This is a genomic window from Rhizobium sp. PAMB 3174, from assembly GCF_052908375.1.
In genome coordinates, this window is the sequence record NZ_CM128608.1 from 778,551 (window position 1) to 793,462 (window position 14,912).

The 14,912-nt window shown below is 62.4% G+C and carries 18 protein-coding genes; 10 read left to right on the forward strand and 8 right to left on the reverse strand.

What is annotated here, in order from left to right; translation table 11 throughout:
- Positions 1–20: 20 nt before the first annotated feature.
- Complete coding sequence (locus ACU5AY_RS03670; RefSeq protein ID WP_446828037.1) at positions 21–554, reverse strand: endonuclease domain-containing protein; 534 nt, start codon at positions 552–554, stop codon at positions 21–23.
- A complete protein-coding gene (locus ACU5AY_RS03675; protein WP_446828038.1) occupies positions 488–1,741 on the reverse strand; it encodes a Zn-dependent hydrolase in 1,254 nt (417 codons plus the stop codon). The genes ACU5AY_RS03670 and ACU5AY_RS03675 overlap by 67 nt, the downstream gene beginning before the upstream one ends.
- 285 nt (positions 1,742–2,026) lie before the next feature.
- Between ACU5AY_RS03675 and rutR the strand changes: the two genes are divergently transcribed.
- Positions 2,027–2,719, forward strand: a complete 693-nt coding sequence (gene rutR, locus ACU5AY_RS03680; RefSeq protein ID WP_446828039.1) for an HTH-type transcriptional regulator RutR — start codon at positions 2,027–2,029, stop codon at positions 2,717–2,719.
- Positions 2,720–2,750: 31 nt separating this feature from the next.
- Here rutR and ACU5AY_RS03685 read toward each other — a convergent pair whose 3' ends face one another.
- Complete coding sequence (locus ACU5AY_RS03685; protein WP_446828040.1) at positions 2,751–3,683, reverse strand: DMT family transporter; 933 nt, start codon at positions 3,681–3,683, stop codon at positions 2,751–2,753.
- Between the two features lie 115 nt (positions 3,684–3,798).
- On the opposite strand from ACU5AY_RS03685, the gene ACU5AY_RS03690 reads away from it, so the two are divergent.
- Positions 3,799–4,569, forward strand: coding sequence for an ion channel (locus ACU5AY_RS03690; protein WP_446828041.1), 771 nt, complete (start codon positions 3,799–3,801; stop codon positions 4,567–4,569).
- Positions 4,570–4,618: 49 nt separating this feature from the next.
- Here the strand turns inward: ACU5AY_RS03690 and preA are convergent, their stop codons facing one another.
- Both preA and ACU5AY_RS03700 read right to left on the reverse strand, forming a co-directional pair.
- The gene (gene preA / locus ACU5AY_RS03695; RefSeq protein ID WP_446828042.1) at positions 4,619–5,932 is read right to left on the reverse strand and encodes an NAD-dependent dihydropyrimidine dehydrogenase subunit PreA; all 1,314 of its coding nucleotides are present in this window, start codon (positions 5,930–5,932) and stop codon (positions 4,619–4,621) included.
- Positions 5,933–5,950: 18 nt separating this feature from the next.
- Complete coding sequence (locus tag ACU5AY_RS03700; RefSeq protein WP_446828043.1) at positions 5,951–7,312, reverse strand: NAD(P)-dependent oxidoreductase; 1,362 nt, start codon at positions 7,310–7,312, stop codon at positions 5,951–5,953.
- A 380-nt stretch (positions 7,313–7,692) separates the two neighbouring features.
- On the opposite strand from ACU5AY_RS03700, the gene ACU5AY_RS03705 reads away from it, so the two are divergent.
- The 4 genes from ACU5AY_RS03705 to ACU5AY_RS03720 are packed head-to-tail and all read left to right on the forward strand — an operon-like array spanning position 7,693 to position 8,992.
- Positions 7,693–8,034, forward strand: a complete 342-nt coding sequence (locus tag ACU5AY_RS03705) for a DUF2325 domain-containing protein (protein WP_446826030.1) — start codon at positions 7,693–7,695, stop codon at positions 8,032–8,034.
- On the forward strand, positions 8,031–8,285 hold the full coding sequence (locus ACU5AY_RS03710; protein WP_446828044.1) for a hypothetical protein: 255 nt from the start codon (positions 8,031–8,033) through the stop codon (positions 8,283–8,285). The genes ACU5AY_RS03705 and ACU5AY_RS03710 overlap by 4 nt, the downstream gene beginning before the upstream one ends.
- Positions 8,286–8,301: 16 nt before the next feature.
- The gene (locus tag ACU5AY_RS03715) at positions 8,302–8,616 is read left to right on the forward strand and encodes an antibiotic biosynthesis monooxygenase family protein (RefSeq protein ID WP_446828045.1); all 315 of its coding nucleotides are present in this window, start codon (positions 8,302–8,304) and stop codon (positions 8,614–8,616) included.
- Between the two features lies 1 nt (position 8,617).
- Positions 8,618–8,992 carry a glyoxalase superfamily protein gene (locus ACU5AY_RS03720; protein WP_446828046.1) on the forward strand — a complete coding sequence of 125 codons (375 nt, stop codon included), beginning with the start codon at positions 8,618–8,620 and terminating at the stop codon, positions 8,990–8,992.
- A 29-nt stretch (positions 8,993–9,021) separates the two neighbouring features.
- Here the strand turns inward: ACU5AY_RS03720 and ACU5AY_RS03725 are convergent, their stop codons facing one another.
- Positions 9,022–9,387 carry a DUF423 domain-containing protein gene (locus ACU5AY_RS03725; protein ID WP_446828047.1) on the reverse strand — a complete coding sequence of 122 codons (366 nt, stop codon included), beginning with the start codon at positions 9,385–9,387 and terminating at the stop codon, positions 9,022–9,024.
- Positions 9,388–9,391: 4 nt separating this feature from the next.
- The gene (locus tag ACU5AY_RS03730; RefSeq protein WP_446828935.1) at positions 9,392–9,781 is read right to left on the reverse strand and encodes a globin domain-containing protein; all 390 of its coding nucleotides are present in this window, start codon (positions 9,779–9,781) and stop codon (positions 9,392–9,394) included.
- Positions 9,782–9,961: 180 nt separating this feature from the next.
- Between ACU5AY_RS03730 and ACU5AY_RS03735 the strand changes: the two genes are divergently transcribed.
- The 3 genes from ACU5AY_RS03735 (at position 9,962) to ACU5AY_RS03745 (ending at position 12,583) form a co-directional block, all read left to right on the forward strand.
- Positions 9,962–11,233 carry an NAD(P)/FAD-dependent oxidoreductase gene (locus tag ACU5AY_RS03735; RefSeq protein ID WP_446828048.1) on the forward strand — a complete coding sequence of 424 codons (1,272 nt, stop codon included), beginning with the start codon at positions 9,962–9,964 and terminating at the stop codon, positions 11,231–11,233.
- 153 nt (positions 11,234–11,386) lie between these two features.
- The gene (locus tag ACU5AY_RS03740) at positions 11,387–12,127 is read left to right on the forward strand and encodes a hypothetical protein (RefSeq protein WP_446828049.1); all 741 of its coding nucleotides are present in this window, start codon (positions 11,387–11,389) and stop codon (positions 12,125–12,127) included.
- Positions 12,128–12,202: 75 nt separating this feature from the next.
- Positions 12,203–12,583, forward strand: a complete 381-nt coding sequence (locus tag ACU5AY_RS03745) for a GFA family protein (protein WP_446828936.1) — start codon at positions 12,203–12,205, stop codon at positions 12,581–12,583.
- Between the two features lie 10 nt (positions 12,584–12,593).
- On the opposite strand, the gene ACU5AY_RS03750 is transcribed toward ACU5AY_RS03745, so the two are convergent.
- A complete protein-coding gene (locus tag ACU5AY_RS03750) occupies positions 12,594–13,472 on the reverse strand; it encodes a LysR family transcriptional regulator (RefSeq protein WP_446828050.1) in 879 nt (292 codons plus the stop codon).
- A 96-nt stretch (positions 13,473–13,568) separates the two neighbouring features.
- Between ACU5AY_RS03750 and ACU5AY_RS03755 the strand changes: the two genes are divergently transcribed.
- Positions 13,569–14,885, forward strand: coding sequence for an aminotransferase class I/II-fold pyridoxal phosphate-dependent enzyme (locus ACU5AY_RS03755; RefSeq protein ID WP_446828051.1), 1,317 nt, complete (start codon positions 13,569–13,571; stop codon positions 14,883–14,885).
- The last annotated feature ends 27 nt before the right edge of the window (positions 14,886–14,912 follow it).

Consider the following 14,912-nt stretch of genomic DNA (forward strand, 5'->3'; position numbering starts at 1 on the left):
GAAGGGGGTGCAAACTGCTCTCATTCTTGCCGTTCCCCTCGAGCAGCCGCTGTCGCGGGATAGAAACGCAAAGTGTCACATCGTTCGAAGATCTTGCCTTCCAGAACGGCCAGTATGGTTTCCAGCACCGTGCGGCGTTCCTTCAAAACCTCGTCATTCCAGAAGCGCAGGACTGAATAACCGTTGGCGTTGAGCCAGTCTGTCCGGATATCGTCAACCTGGCTTTCGGCATGTTGCGCGCCATCAAGCTCGACCACCAGGTTCTTTTCCCGGCAGATGAAGTCCACGATGTAAGGCCCCAGCGGGATCTGCCGTGAAAACTTATGTCCGTTCAATCTCCGGCCCCGAAGATCGCTCCACAGACGATATTCCGGTTCCGTATCGTTTGCGCGCAGTATTCTGGCCCGTGCTGTTGCGCCGGGTTTTCGAAGCCATGCCTCGGACTTCGCTGCCATCCAGATACTCCCACTTTCCCGTGGAGAAAGCATCACTCGACAATCTCCGCAGCTTCGAGCACGGCGTGCAGCAGCACGTCGGCGCCGGCGGTGGCCCATTCCTTGGAGATCTCCTCGGCCTCGTTGTGGCTGAGGCCGCCGACGCAGGGGCACATGACCATGGTGGCGGGCGCCACCTTGGCGGCCCAGCAGGCGTCGTGGCCGGCGCCGGAAATCAGGTTCATGTGGGAGTAGCCTAGCCGCTCGGCAGCGTCGCGGACCATGGTGACCAGCTTGGGGTCGAAGGTGATGGGATCGAAATGGCCGACGGCCTCGACCGAGCATCCGACGCCGAGATCCTCGCAGATCTTCGCCGCCTTCGCCTCGATCCTGGCGCGCATGCGGTCGAGCTTTTCCTGGCTCGGCGTGCGGATGTCGACGGTGAAGACGACCTTGCCGGGCAGGACGTTGCGGGAATTGGGCGAGAAGAACATCTGGCCGACGCCGCCGACGGCGCCCGGCTGTTCGCTCATGGCGACGTCCTGCACCATTTCCAGGATGCGGGACATGGCGAGCCCGGCATTGACGCGCATGTTCATCGGCGTCGAGCCGGTATGGGCTTCCTTGCCGGTCAGGGTGAATTCCAGCCACCAGAGGCCCTGACAGTGGGTGACGACACCGATCTGCTTTTCCTCCGCCTCGAGGATCGGGCCCTGCTCGATATGGTATTCGAAATAGGCGTGCATCTTGCGGGCGCCGACTTCCTCGTCGCCGACCCAGCCGATGCGCTTCAGCTCGTCGCCAAACTTCTTGCCCTCGGGGTCCGTGCGGTTATAGGCGTAGTCTTGGCTGTGGACGCCGGCGAAGACGCCGGAGGCAAGCATGGCGGGCGCGAAGCGGGCGCCTTCCTCGTTCGTCCAGTTGGTGACGACGATCGGGTGCTTGGTCTTGATGTTGAGGTCGTTCATCGAGCGGACGATTTCCAGCGCGCCGAGCACGCCGAGCACGCCGTCGAACTTGCCGCCGGTCGGCTGGGTGTCGAGGTGCGAACCGACGTATACGGGCAGGGCGTCCGGGTCGGTGCCGGGCCGCGTCATGAACATGTTGCCCATCGTGTCGACGCCCATTGTCAGGCCGGCATTTTCGCACCAGGTCTGGAAGAGCTTGCGGCCTTCGGCGTCGGCATCCGTCAGGGTCTGGCGATTGTTGCCGCCGGCAATGCCGGGGCCGATCTTCGCCATCTCCATCAGCATGTCCCACAGGCGGTCGCCGTTGACGCGCATGTTTTCGCCGGGTGCAGCCACCATGATTTCATCCTCGCCATTTTCGCCGGCGGTCTGCCGGTCTCGTTCCCATTGTCGGTGCGGCGCTTATTGTTTTTGTTCGCCGCCGGATATCAGTTGCCTTCACGACATTTCTGTCTGATAATTTGACCGATTGGTAAACATTACAATTTCCGCAGCGCCACTCAAGTCGGAAAAGCCAAAAAAGAAGTGTCGGCGCGAAGATTTTGCATAGGTTTTCCGCATGCGCATTCTTGCGGCACTTTTTGCCGCAGGTCATGAATTTTTGAGGCGAGGAGACAGGCTTACATGGTGAAGGCCAGGGCGGCGAAAACGCAGCGCAGGACCCGCATTCAGGAAGAGAAGGAGGAGGTCATCCTCCAGGCCGCGCTGGATGTCTTTTCCTCCTACGGGTTCAAGGGCGCGACGATCGACCAGATCGCCGAGGTCGCCGAGATGTCGAAGCCGAACCTGCTTTACTATTTCCGTACCAAGGAGGCGATGCACCGGGCCCTGATCGACCGGGTGCTGCAGACCTGGCTCGAGCCGCTGAGGGCCTTCGACGCGGCCGGCAATCCGGAGGCCGAGATCCGCTCCTATATCCGCCGCAAGCTGGAGATGGCGCGCGACTTCCCGCGGGAGAGCCGGCTGTTTGCCAACGAGGTGCTGCAGGGCGCGCCGCATATCGAGGATGAGCTCGCCGGCCCGCTGAAGGAGTTGGTCGACGAGAAGGCGGCGGTGATCCGCGCCTGGGCCAAGGCCGGCAAGATCGCCAAATGCGATCCCTATCACCTGATCTTCTCGATCTGGGCGACGACGCAGCACTATGCCGACTTCGACGTCCAGGTGCGGGCGGTTCTCGGCCAGAAGCTTTCGGGTGATGGCCGGTTCGAGGATGCCGCCCGGTTCCTTGAGCAACTCTTCATCGAAGGGCTCAGGGTGAAATCTTCAGACGCTGCGATCGCGCAGAATCAGGGTGGACTTGCCTCGGGTGCTGTCTGAGCGAGCCGGCGTGCCGGTCGCTTGAGTGACGTCAATCCGGCAGCAGCCCGGTGACGATCAGGCCACAGGCGGTGACCAAGGCGCCGGCGAAGACGGCCGGGCTTGCCCAGCCATGGCCGATCAGTCCTTCGAGAATGATGATGAAGCTCGGCGTCAGGTAATTGTAGGCGAGCACTTTCGGCGCCGGCAGGCGCATGGAGCCGTACTGGATCAGCAGGAAGGTGATGGCCGTGGTGACCACCGACAGATAGGCGAGCGCCGTCCAGACGATCGGCGGCATGGCCGAAAAATCGGTCACAGCGATCTGCGGGGCGGCGGGAAACAGCAGATAGATGCTGACGGCGACGGAGAGCCAGAAGCCGATGACGGTCGGATGCTCACGGCGATCGAGCTTGCGCAAGAGCGGCACGTAGGCGGCATGGCAGAGCACGCCGACGAAATAGATCAGCTCGCCCCTGCCGATGTCGAAGCGCAGGATCGCCTGCACGTCGCCGCGGAAAATCACCCAGATCGCGCCGCTCGCCGCAATCACGAGGCTCAAGAAAACGCCGGGCCGGGTATGCTGCTTCAGGATCACGAAGGCAAAGGCGGCGCTCGCCAGCGGCATGAGCGTGAAGACTGCGCCCGTCTGCACCGGGCTGGTGATTTCCAGCGCCAGGAACATGGTCAGCATATAGGTGCCCATCAACATGCCGTAGATGGCGAAGCGCCAGGGCTGGACCGGAATGGTCAAGCGCTGGCGGAACATGATGAAGGCCATGCCCGCCATCACGACGATGCTGATCATGTAGCGGATGAACTGCAGTTCGGCCGCCGGCATATGCTGCGCCGCCATGCCGCCAAGCGAAAACGATCCGGCCACCAGCAGCGAGAAGGACAGCATCGCCAGGTGCGCGCGAAGCTTCACAGCACCCGTGGCATGGGTGTTGTGGATCGATTTTTGCGGTTGAACATCCTGCTTCAAGGTTCTGCCCCTGGCTGTGAGGTTGAAACGTGCTTTAGCCTTAAAGTGGCGGGTTGTCTTGCCGCAATCGTCCAAAACTGCCAAGCAGGGGGATGAAAACAAACGGAGCGGCATATTGCAGAGGCTGAAAGCGCGGATCTACGAACTGTACGAAGGCGACAGCGATGCCGCACACCGGTTTCGATACACGCTTCTCGGCATCGATGTCCTGACGATCCTGTTTCTCGTCGTCTCGACCTTCTATTACGGTTCGGCGCTGATCGAAGCGCTGGATGTGGTCTTCGGCCTCTACCTCCTGGCCGATTATGTGGCGCGGTTCTGGATCGCGAAGAAGAAGCCGGCCTTTCTCATTCATCCGCTCAATCTTGCCGACCTGGTCGCCATGCTGTCGTTTCTCGCGCCCATTCTCGGCGAGAACTTCGCCTTTCTGCGCGGTCTGCGGGTTTTGAGGCTGCTGCGCTCCTACCGGCTGCAGAACAAGCTCCGGCATGACTTTCCCTATTTCAAGCGCAACGAGGAGGTGATCCTCAGCGCCACCAACATGTTCATCTTCATCTTCGTCATGACCGAAGCGGTGTTCGTGACCCAGGTGGGCGTCAATCCGAACGTCCGGCATTTTCTCGACGCGATGTATTTCACCGTCACGACACTGACGACGACGGGGTTCGGCGACATCACGCTGCAGGGCCAGACGGGACGGCTGCTGTCGATCCTGATCATGGTGTTCGGCGTGTCGCTGTTCCTGCGACTGGTGCAGACGATCTTCCGCCCGTCGAAGGTGAAATATCCCTGTCCGCAATGCGGTCTCTCCCAGCATGAGCGCGATGCGGTGCACTGCAAGCATTGCGGCACCGTGCTGAACATTCCCAACGAGGGCGACGTCTGAACAAAAAAACGCCCGGACGAACCGGGCGCTTGGAGTTTGAGGAGGACACTTATTCCGCGGCCTGACGGGACATCGGGTTGTTGGGATGGGTCGTCCAGTTGGCGTAGTTCGGGTCGACCGGCTTGCCGGTGCGCTCGTCCATCGCTCCGGCTTCGAGCGGCACCATGGTGATGCAGCCCTCGACGGGACAGACGTTGACGCAGAGGTTGCAGCCGACGCATTCGTCTTCCATGACCTCGAACTTGCGGGCGCCGTCAACGAGGGCCGTGATTGCCTGATGCGAGGTGTCCTCGCAGGCGATGTGACAGCGGCCGCACTTGATGCACTGGTCCTGGTCGATGCGGGCCTTGGCGATGTAGTTGAGGTTCAGGTACTGCCAGTCGGTGACGTTGGGCACGGCGCGGCCGACGACGTCGTCGAGCGTCGCATAGCCCTTTTCGTCCATCCATGCGGAAAGGCCGGTGATCATCTCTTCGACGATCTTGAAGCCATAGGTCATGGCGGCGGTGCAGACCTGGACGGTGCCGGAGCCGAGCGCCATGAATTCGGCCGCGTCGCGCCAGGTGGTGATGCCGCCGATGCCGGAGATCGGCAGGCCGTAGGTTTCCGGATCGCGGGCGATCTCGGCGACCATGTTCAGCGCGATCGGCTTGACCGCCGGGCCGCAATAGCCGCCATGGGTGCCCTTACCGCCGACGGTGGGCGATGGGGCCATGTTGTCGAGGTCGACGGAGACGATCGAGTTGATGGTGTTGATCAGCGACACCGCGTCGGTGCCGCCGGCCTTGGCGGCACGGGCCGGCTTGCGGATGTCGGTGATGTTCGGCGTCAGCTTGGTGATGACCGGCATGCGCGTGTACTGCTTGCACCAGCGCACGACCATCTCGATATATTCCGGCACCTGGCCGACCGCAGCACCCATGCCGCGCTCGGACATGCCGTGCGGACAGCCGAAATTGAGTTCGATGCCATCGGCGCCGGTTTCTTCGACCAGCGGCAGGATCGCCTTCCATTCCTCTTCCACGCAGGGGACCATGATCGAGGCGACGAGCGCCCGGTTGGGCCACTTCATCTTCACCTCTTTCATCTCCCGCAGGTTCACGTAGAGGTCGCGGTCGGTGATGAGCTCGATGTTGTTGAGGCCGAGCAGACGGCGGTCGGCCCCCCAGATCGCGCCGTAGCGCGGGCCGTTGACGTTGACGACCGGCGGGCCTTCCGAGCCGAGCGTCTTCCAGACGACGCCGCCCCAGCCGGCCTTGAAGGCGCGCTCGACATTGTAGGCCTTGTCGGTTGGCGGCGCGGAGGCGAGCCAGAAGGGGTTCGGCGATTTGATGCCGACGAAGTTCGTGCGAAGATCAGCCATTGTCCCTCATCCCTTCCTTCAAGCCACGGCGCTGGCGCGGACGGTGCCGGCGGCCAGGGCCTTGTTGATCGATTCTGCGGCATCGCGACCCTGCGCGACCGAAGTCACCGTCAGGTCTTCGCCGAGCTTCACGCAGTCGCCGCCGGCCCATACGCCGGAGACGGAGGTGCGGCCTTCACTGTCGATGGCGATGCGTCCGCCTTCGATCTTGAGGGCGCCGAGCCCGGTCGCCTCGAAGGTCTGGCCGATCGCCTTGAAGATCTGGTCGCAGGCAATGAGGCCAGTCTCGCCGGTGCCCGACAGTCTGCCGTCCTTCAGTTCGGTGTATTCGACTTCGATGCCGGCGACGTTGCCGTCCTTGGCGATCACATTTTTCGGCTGCAGCCAGTGGCGGATCATGACGCCCTTGGAGGCGGCGAGGTCCTGCTCGAATTCCGAGGCGTTCATGTTTTCCTTGCCGCGGCGGTAGCAGATGGTGACTTCCTCGGCGCCGAGCAGCTTTGCCTGAACGGCGGCATCGATGGCGGTCATGCCGCCGCCGATGACGACGACGCGGCGGCCGATGGCAAGGGTCGATAGATCGGTGGACTGGCGCAGTTCGGCGATGAAGTCGACGGCGTCCATGACGCCTGACGTTTCCTCGCCTTCGGCGCCAAGCGCGTTGACGCCGGCCAGCCCCATGCCGAGGAAGACGGCGTCATAGTCCGAGGCGAGGTCGGAGAGCGAGAAGTCCCGGCCGAGCATCTGGCCGTTCTTGACCTCGATGCCGCCGATCGACAGGACGTAGTCGACTTCCTTCTGCGCGAAGCCGCCGGTCGATTTGTAGCTGGCGATGCCGTATTCGTTCAGCCCGCCGGCCTTTTCCTTCGCCTCGTAGACGACGACGGAATGGCCGCGCATGGCGAGGCGATGGGCGCAGGCGAGCCCGGCCGGGCCGGCGCCGACAACGGCCACCGTCTTTCCGGTCGAGGCGGGACGGCTGTAGAACTGCTTGTCTTCGGCCATCGCCGCGTCGGTCGCGTAGCGCTGCAGGCGGCCGATCTCGACCGGCTTCTCCTCGGCCGTGTTGCGCACACAGGCCTCCTCGCAGAGCGTTTCGGTGGGACAGACGCGGGCGCACATGCCGCCTAGGATGTTCTGGTCGAAGATGGTCTTTGCCGCGCCGATCGCATTTCCGGTTCCGATCTGGCGGATGAACATCGGAATGTCGATCGAGGTGGGACAGGCCGTCATGCACGGCGCGTCGTAGCAGAAGTAGCAGCGGTCGGAGGCGACCAGTGCCTCATGCTTGTCGAGCCGCGGGTGCAGGTCGGAGAAATTCGTCTCGTATTCGGCAGGCTGAAGCCTGCCGGCGGCAATGCCGGAATCCAGTCGTCCCATGAACGTTCCCTCTTTTTTGGTATGGCGACTGGGATAACGGTAACTCAGCTTAAAAATTTTATCAAACGGTAAATATTTGACTGTCTGACGGCGTGTCGTCGGTCTTTGCAAGTCAATGATTTGAATCAGTTATTCTGGTTAGCTGATGCTGAGTTGCATGGTCTTCACACTCTGATTCAGGCGTTCTCATCGGCCGTTTTCCGGCGTGAAAAAACATGAGTTATTTGATCATATTTATAGTTGATTATAAAAATCAGGTTTTATATGGTTCCGGCATCAAAGGGGCTTGAAGCCCTTATGCTTGCAAGGAGGGAAATCTGCCAATGGCGAAGAAGATCAAGAAGCGCGACCGGAGCAATCAGCCGCAGGTGCAGAACGAGATGTCTTCGGGAGAGCGCCAGGGACTTGGCGGCCGCAGCTTCCTCTATGTGGGTGGCCGTGACTGTCAGGTTGCGCATCTCAGGGAGCTCGCGGAGAGCTACGGTGCCGAATTGCTCCATCACGACGGCGGCCTGCGCGAGGCGGTGTCCCGTATCGATACGGTCCTGCCGTCTGTCGACTGCGTGTTCTGCCCGGTCAACTGCATCAGCCATGATGCGTGCCTGCGTGTGAAAACCGGCTGCAAGAAGTTCGGCAAGGCCTTCATTCCATTGCGAAACGGCTCGAAATCAAGCCTTGAGCGGGCGCTGGCCGACCTGCATGAGCGGGATGGGCTGCAGTGATCATCGAAGCCGGAGAAAGGTCGACGCTGATCGGCCTTCACAAGCTGATGCAGGCGGAAAACGGCGGTTTTGTCGTCGAACTCCATCAGATTGTCGAGGATGAGCGCGAGCGGCGGGCGGCATTATCGAACGTTTTACCATTGCCTCAGAAAAGGCAGTTTGCCGGGCAGGGGGGCATGCAATCGAATGTGGAGGCCGCAGGACGCGTGATTGCGTTTGTCCGGTCATTTCGGCAGAGTGCCCGCACATGACGAGGGGGACATTCGAGTGTATGTAGCAATGAACCGTTTCAAGGTCGCCTGCGGCGCGGAAACGACATTCGAGAATGTCTGGAAGAACCGCGATTCGAGCCTGGCGAGCGTGCCGGGCTTCGAGGGTTTCAGGCTGTTGCGCGGCAAGACATTCGCGGAAGAGGGATATACCCTCTTTGCATCGCACTCGCTCTGGAAGAGCGAGGCCGATTTTCTGAACTGGACGAAGTCGGAGAATTTCCGGCAGGCCCACAGGCAAGCCGCCGACCACAAGGGAATGTATCTGGGACCGCCGGTGTTCGAAGGATTTACGGACGTCGAAGGAGCATGACGTGACTGCCGAACATGCAACGAGCGACGACTGTCTGGTGGAGGTCCTGCCGGTGCTGCCGTCGCTGGACCTCGACGTGACGCTGGCCTTCTACCGGGACAAGCTTGGATTTGAACAGATTCCTCATGACGAGAAGTCCTATCTCGTCGTTCGCCGTGGCTGCATGGAATTGCATTTCTGGCAGGTCGAGGATCCCAAACTCTGCGAAAACTCCTGCATCTTCCTGCGCGGCAGCGGCATTCGTGGCCTTTACGAGGAGTTCAACGAAGCGGGTCTCGATCATCTGAGCCCTTTATGCGAACGCCAGCCGGACGTGGTGGAGTTCTTCGTTCACGATCCGCACTGGAACCTGCTGCGCTTCAGCAGCACGCCCTGACCGGGCACATCGCCCGAGGCGCAGGCGCGTCAGCGCTCTGATTTCGCCAGGAAGAACGCGCCGAGGCTGATCAGCACCCATCCTGCCATCATCAATACGCCGCCGGATGGTGCTGCCATCGGAAACAGAGCCGCGCCGGTGAAGTGGCGGCTGACGAGATCTCCCGAAAAAAGCAGGATGCCGACGAATAGCACGACGGCTGCTGCCGGGATTGTCCGCGCCTTCGTCCACAGCGCCACGAGGCCGATGAGCACCGGCGCATGGCTGAGGCAGATCAGCGAGGCGTTGCCGAGCAGGTAGCGGTCGCCGAGATGGCTGGCGGCGGCGGCAAGCGCGACGCCGGAAAGGCCCGTCAGCCCGGCAAGAAACAGGATGATATTCTGGAGTCTCGGCAAGGGCTTATTCCCGGTTCTGCATATGATAGGCGAGGCGCTCGATCGGCGGCCAGATGATGGCCCTGAGTTTCTCGTTCTCGATCGTTTCATCCATGGCACGGCGGAAGCACAGGAGCCATTCGTCGCGCTCCTTTGGTCCGATCTCGGCCATGAAATGCCGCCGGCGCAGCATGGGGTGTCCGTGTTTTTCGACATAGACGGGCGGACCGCCGAGATAGCCGGTCAGATAGTCGTAGAGCTTCTGTTCGGAGCCGGACAGATCGGCCGGATGGATGGCGCGGCAGCGGGATGCTTCCGGCAAGGTGTCCATCAGTTCATAGAAGCGGCGGGCGAGGGCCTTGACGGTGGCGTCGCCACCGATGGCCTCGTAAAGCGTGATCGTTTCGTTGCTCATCATTACCAACCCTTGTCCCAATGTCATATTCGCAACCGTGCAAAGACCGCAAGCGCACGGCCCGTCATGCGGCGTTTCGGCGCGCCCGTGTGGCCGGCCTGCATCGCGGGGCTTGATTGCTTCTCCGGCCGGTGATTGGGTGCGGCGGCTAAATCTGGGGACGTGGATTCGGGGGCGGGGATGACGGACGGTATGGAACAGGCGGCAGGGACGGTATCGACCGAAATCGCCATCATCGGCGGCGGCACGATCGGCATGACGATCGCGCTAAGGCTCAGGAGCGAGGGTCATGAGGTCGTGATCATCGAACCCGGCGAGCCGGGCATGGGCGCCTCCTACGGCAATGCCGGGACGATCGCCGACTATGCCATCATGCCGGTCGGAACGCCGGCGGTCTTGAAGAGCCTGCCGTCGCTGCTCTTCGATCGCGACAGCCCGCTCGCCATCCGCAAGGCCTATCTGCCCGCGCTGTTTCCCTGGCTTGTGCGGTTCGCCTGGCAATCGCTGCCGGCCAATGCGGCGCGCAATACCGCGACCATTGCCGGCCTGCTGTCCGGCGCGGCCTCGTCCTGGCGGGAACTCGCGGCGGAAATCGGCGGCGAGGGTCTCATTCGCGAGAACGGCGCGCTTTACCTCTATTCCTCGAAAAAGGATTTTCTGGGCGCGCAGAAAGGGTTCGCTGAGCGGCGCAATTACGGCGTGTCGCAGGCCTTGGTCGGCCCGGACGAGGTGGCGGCGCTGGAACCGGCACTGCCGCCGATCGAGGGTGGCGGCGTTCATTTCCGTGATGCGATCCATCTGGCCGATCCCGGCGGAATGATGCGGCTGCTTGCGGCGAAGCTCGCGGCCGAGGGGGTTCCGTTCCTGAAGGCGAGCGCAAAGACGCTGACACGGGTCAATGGCGGCGTGGAGATTGGGGCGGGGCAACTTCGCGTCAAGGCTCAGCGCGTGGTGATCGCCGCCGGTGCTCATTCGCGCGCGCTTGCCGCCCAGGCGGGCAGCCGCGTGCCGCTGGAGACCGAGCGCGGCTATCATCTCGAATACGACCTGGACGATGTGCCGCTGACCCGGCCGACCTGCCCGACCGAGCGCGGCTTCTACTTCATTCCGATGAACGGACGTCTGCGGGTTGCCGGAACGGTCGAACTCGGCGGAACGACGGCGCCGGCGAGCCCGCATCGCCTGGCGGCGCTGGAGCGCGGTGCGCGCGAGGTCTTTCCGTTCCTGAAAGACAGGACGCCGGACCGGACGTGGTTGGGCTTTCGGCCGTCGATGCCTGATTCCGTGCCAGTGATCGGTCCGTCCGGCGGCGGCGACGATGTCATTCTCGCCTTCGGCCATGGGCATATCGGGCTGACACTCTCTCCGGTCACCGCCCGCATCGTCTCCGGCCTCATCTCACGGCGCGGCAACAGCAATGACATCGCAGCCTATTCGCCGGCACGGTTGTGACGGACGCCTGCCGATCCCATCTCTTATTTTGTTTCGCCTGGCGGCCTGCACGCACAGGTTTTTCAGCGCGTCGTATTTCAATTTATGGTTTATTTATGTAGCCTGCTCCCCTGAAGGTTGTGTGGCCTTCACTACAGAAACCGGGGAACGAATATGAAGCATATCATTGCAATGGCCCTGCTGGGGCTTGGGCTTTCCGGCTGCGCGCGCACGGCGTCGGTCGATTTGGAAAATGCAATTGTCAGCAACGGGAACATCAATTCACGCAGGGTCGCCTTCGGTGATGTGCTCCTGTGGGACAGGCAGTCCGGCACGGTGAACTATCTGCGCAACCTGCTCGATGAACAGGTGCCAAAGGATGGTAAGTTGTTGGGGGTCAACACGATAAGGACAGGCAACTATACCGCATCTTCGTCTCGCGACCTGAAGATCACCTTTAGTGGCGACTTCTCGAAGATCAAGGCGTCCGCCGAGGCCGAGATCGCCTCCTCCCTGAGGTTCGAAATGAAGGATACGCGACAGAAGCGCTTCGCCTATCCGAATGACGTTCTGAATGCGGCTCAGGTTGCGGCATTCAGGGCGGATGTCGCCAACTATGACTCGGATCGCTATCGCTTCCTGTTCGTCTACGAGATCTACTCCGGCCAGGCGATTACCTACAGCTTCAACGGGGCGGAAAATGATGGCGGTCGGTTCACGCTCGACGTAGCGGGCAAGAAAGTCGAGGTGAAGTTCAAAAATGGCGGCTCCGTCCAATGCGAAGGTGAAGACAACGCGTGTATTGTTGCCACCCAGATCTGGCGGCTGAAGCCGAATCCCGATGGCGCTACAGGATATAAGTTCGTCCTCGACACGGCGCAGAGTGCTCAAGTCATCTTCCGAGACAAACTCTGAACCTTCCACATTTTCCGGATGCATTCGATGGCCATCCGTCTACGATGCATCCGGTCCATTGGAACGGAGGGAATGATGCATCGTGGTTCATGTCTGTGCGGAGCCGTCCGCTTCAAGGTGGCGGGTGAGCTCGGGGCGCCGGATGCCTGTCATTGTTCGATCTGCCGCAAGCATTCCGGCCACTATTTCGCCTCGGCCAATGTGCAGAAGGACAGCCTGACGGTTGAAGGTGAAGCGAACGTCACGTGGTATCAGTCGTCGGCGAAGGTGCGCCGCGGCTTCTGCTCGGTCTGCGGCTCCTCGCTGTTCTTCGATCCGCCGCACCGCGACTGGATCGCCATTGCCATGGGCGCTTTCGATGGCCCGACCGGGACGCATCTGGAGATGCATATCTTCGTCGCCGACAAGGGCGACTATTACGAGATCGCCGACGGCCTGCCTCAGAACGCGCAGTAGGCGAGCTGTGTCATTCCCTTAGCAGTCGAACGATCTCGACCACATCGCTGACGGCGCTCTTGCCGGGCAGGGTTTCCAGGACCAGCGCCTTGCCGGTACTGCAGACATGTTCGAACGGGCAGACGAGATCGCCGGCGGCAATGGCCGGAGCGACCAGGCTCTGATGGCCGATCAGGACGCCGGCGCCGGCCTTGGCTTCCTCCAGCGCCAGGCTGTAGAGCGAATAGCGCGGGCCCTGTGGCCCGCCCGGCAGCGTCACGCCGCAGCTTGCGAGCCAGAGCTCCCAGTCCTCCTCCCACGACCGGTCGAACAGCAGCGGCAGGCCGGCGAGATCCTCCGGACTGGAGACGCGGTCGAGGAGGGCGGGCGCGCAGACCGGATAGATCAGGTCCTCCTCCAGCACGGTCTCCGATGGCAGGCCCATGGGCTTGCGGATGAACAGCGACAGGTCGAAGAGTTCGCGCTTCAGGTTCGGGGCGTTTTCCAGCGCCGTGACCGACAGCCTTATGCCGGTCAGATGCCGGCGGATGCCGCTCAGCCGCGGCGACAGCCACAATTGCGCGATGCTGGGCATGGTGGCGATGTGGATGTCGGTGACTGGCCGGATGCCCTGCAGCGCCCTGACGGCTTCGCCGAGGTGATCGAAGGCGGCAACGAATTTCGGCAGCAGCGACTTGCCGACCGCTGTGAGCCGCACGCCTTGTGCGTGGCGGATGAAGAGGTCGGCTCCGGTCCAGTCCTCCAGCGTGCGGATGTGCTGCGACACCGCGCCGGGGGTGACCGACAACTCTTCGGCGGCTTCGGCAAAGCTTTCCAGCCGGGCGGCGGCCTCGAAGGCGCGGAGCGCGTTGAGCGGCGGGCCCTTGGGGCGCGGAGGCGAGACCGGCATTTTCTACCCTCAGTTTTTCTAAACTCAAAAATAGCAAATCTGATTTGCCCGGTCTTGCGGAAAATCGGATGCTCGCGCCAACAAAGGAGATCGGCCATGACATTGTCCCGCAGAAACTGGGTTCCCGAACAGTGTGAAACGCGCGTGCTGGAGATTGCCGGCGAGGTTGCCCGGCAGGCATCCGGCGACGTGCTCGCCCGCGTCGAAGCGCTTGCCGAGCGCAACCGCGAGATCCACGAGAAGGAATGCTTCAATCTCAACCCGGCGACGAACGTCATGAACCCGAAGGCCGAGGCGCTGCTGGCTTCGGGTATCGGCACGCGCCCGTCGCTCGGCTATCCCGGCGACAAGTACGAGATGGGGCTGGAGGCGATCGAGGAGATCGAGGTGATCGCCGCCGAACTGGCGGCGGAAGTGTTCGACGCGAAATATGCCGAAATCCGCGTGCCGTCGGGCGCGCTTGCCAATCTCTTCGGCTTCATGGCGATCTGCAAGCCGGGCGACACGATCATCGCGCCGCCGGCCTCGATCGGCGGCCATGTCACCCACCACATTGCCGGCTGCGCCGGTCTCTACGGCCTGCGCACCGTTCCGGCACCCGTCCGCGCCGACGGCTACACCGTCGATGTCGACGCCTTGCGCGAACTTGCCCGCCGCGAACGGCCGCGGCTGATCACCGTCGGCGGCAGCCTCAATCTCTTCGAACATCCGGTCGCGGAAGTGCGGGCGATTGCCGACGAGGTTGGCGCCAAGGTGATGTTCGATGCCGCGCATCAATGCGGCATCATCGCCGGCAAGGCCTGGACGAACCCGCTTGCCGCCGGCGCGCATTTCATGACGATGAGCACGTACAAGAGCCTCGGCGGTCCGGCCGGCGGGCTGATCGTCACCAACGAGGCCGAGATCGCCAAGGCGCTCGACGCCATCGCCTTCCCCGGCATGACCGCCAATTTCGATGCGGCCAAGTCCGCGGCGCTCGCCGTCACCATGCTCGACTGGCGCGATTTCGGACAGGTCTATGCGGCGGAAATGATCCGCATGTCGATGGCGCTCGCAGAAGCGCTGGCGCAGGAAGGCCTGCCGGTCTTTTCCGGCGCGGACGGCTATACCCGTTCCCACCAGTTCGCCATCGCGGCGGCTGAGTTCGGCGGCGGACAGGCGGCGTCGAAGACGCTGCGTCTCGCCGGCTTCCTCGCCTGCGGCATCGGCCTGCCGATCGCCGAGGTCAAGGGTGACATGAACGGTCTTCGTATCGGCACGCCGGAGCTGGTGCGCTGGGGCATGACGGCGGCCGACGCACCCCGTCTCGCCAAGCTGATCGCCGCCGGCCTGAAACGCAACGACCCGGAAGCGCTCGCCCCCGAGGTCGCCGAATGGCGCCGGACCTTCGACACCGTGCATTTCGTCAACTGACGACCGGCAATGGCTCCAGAAACGTGG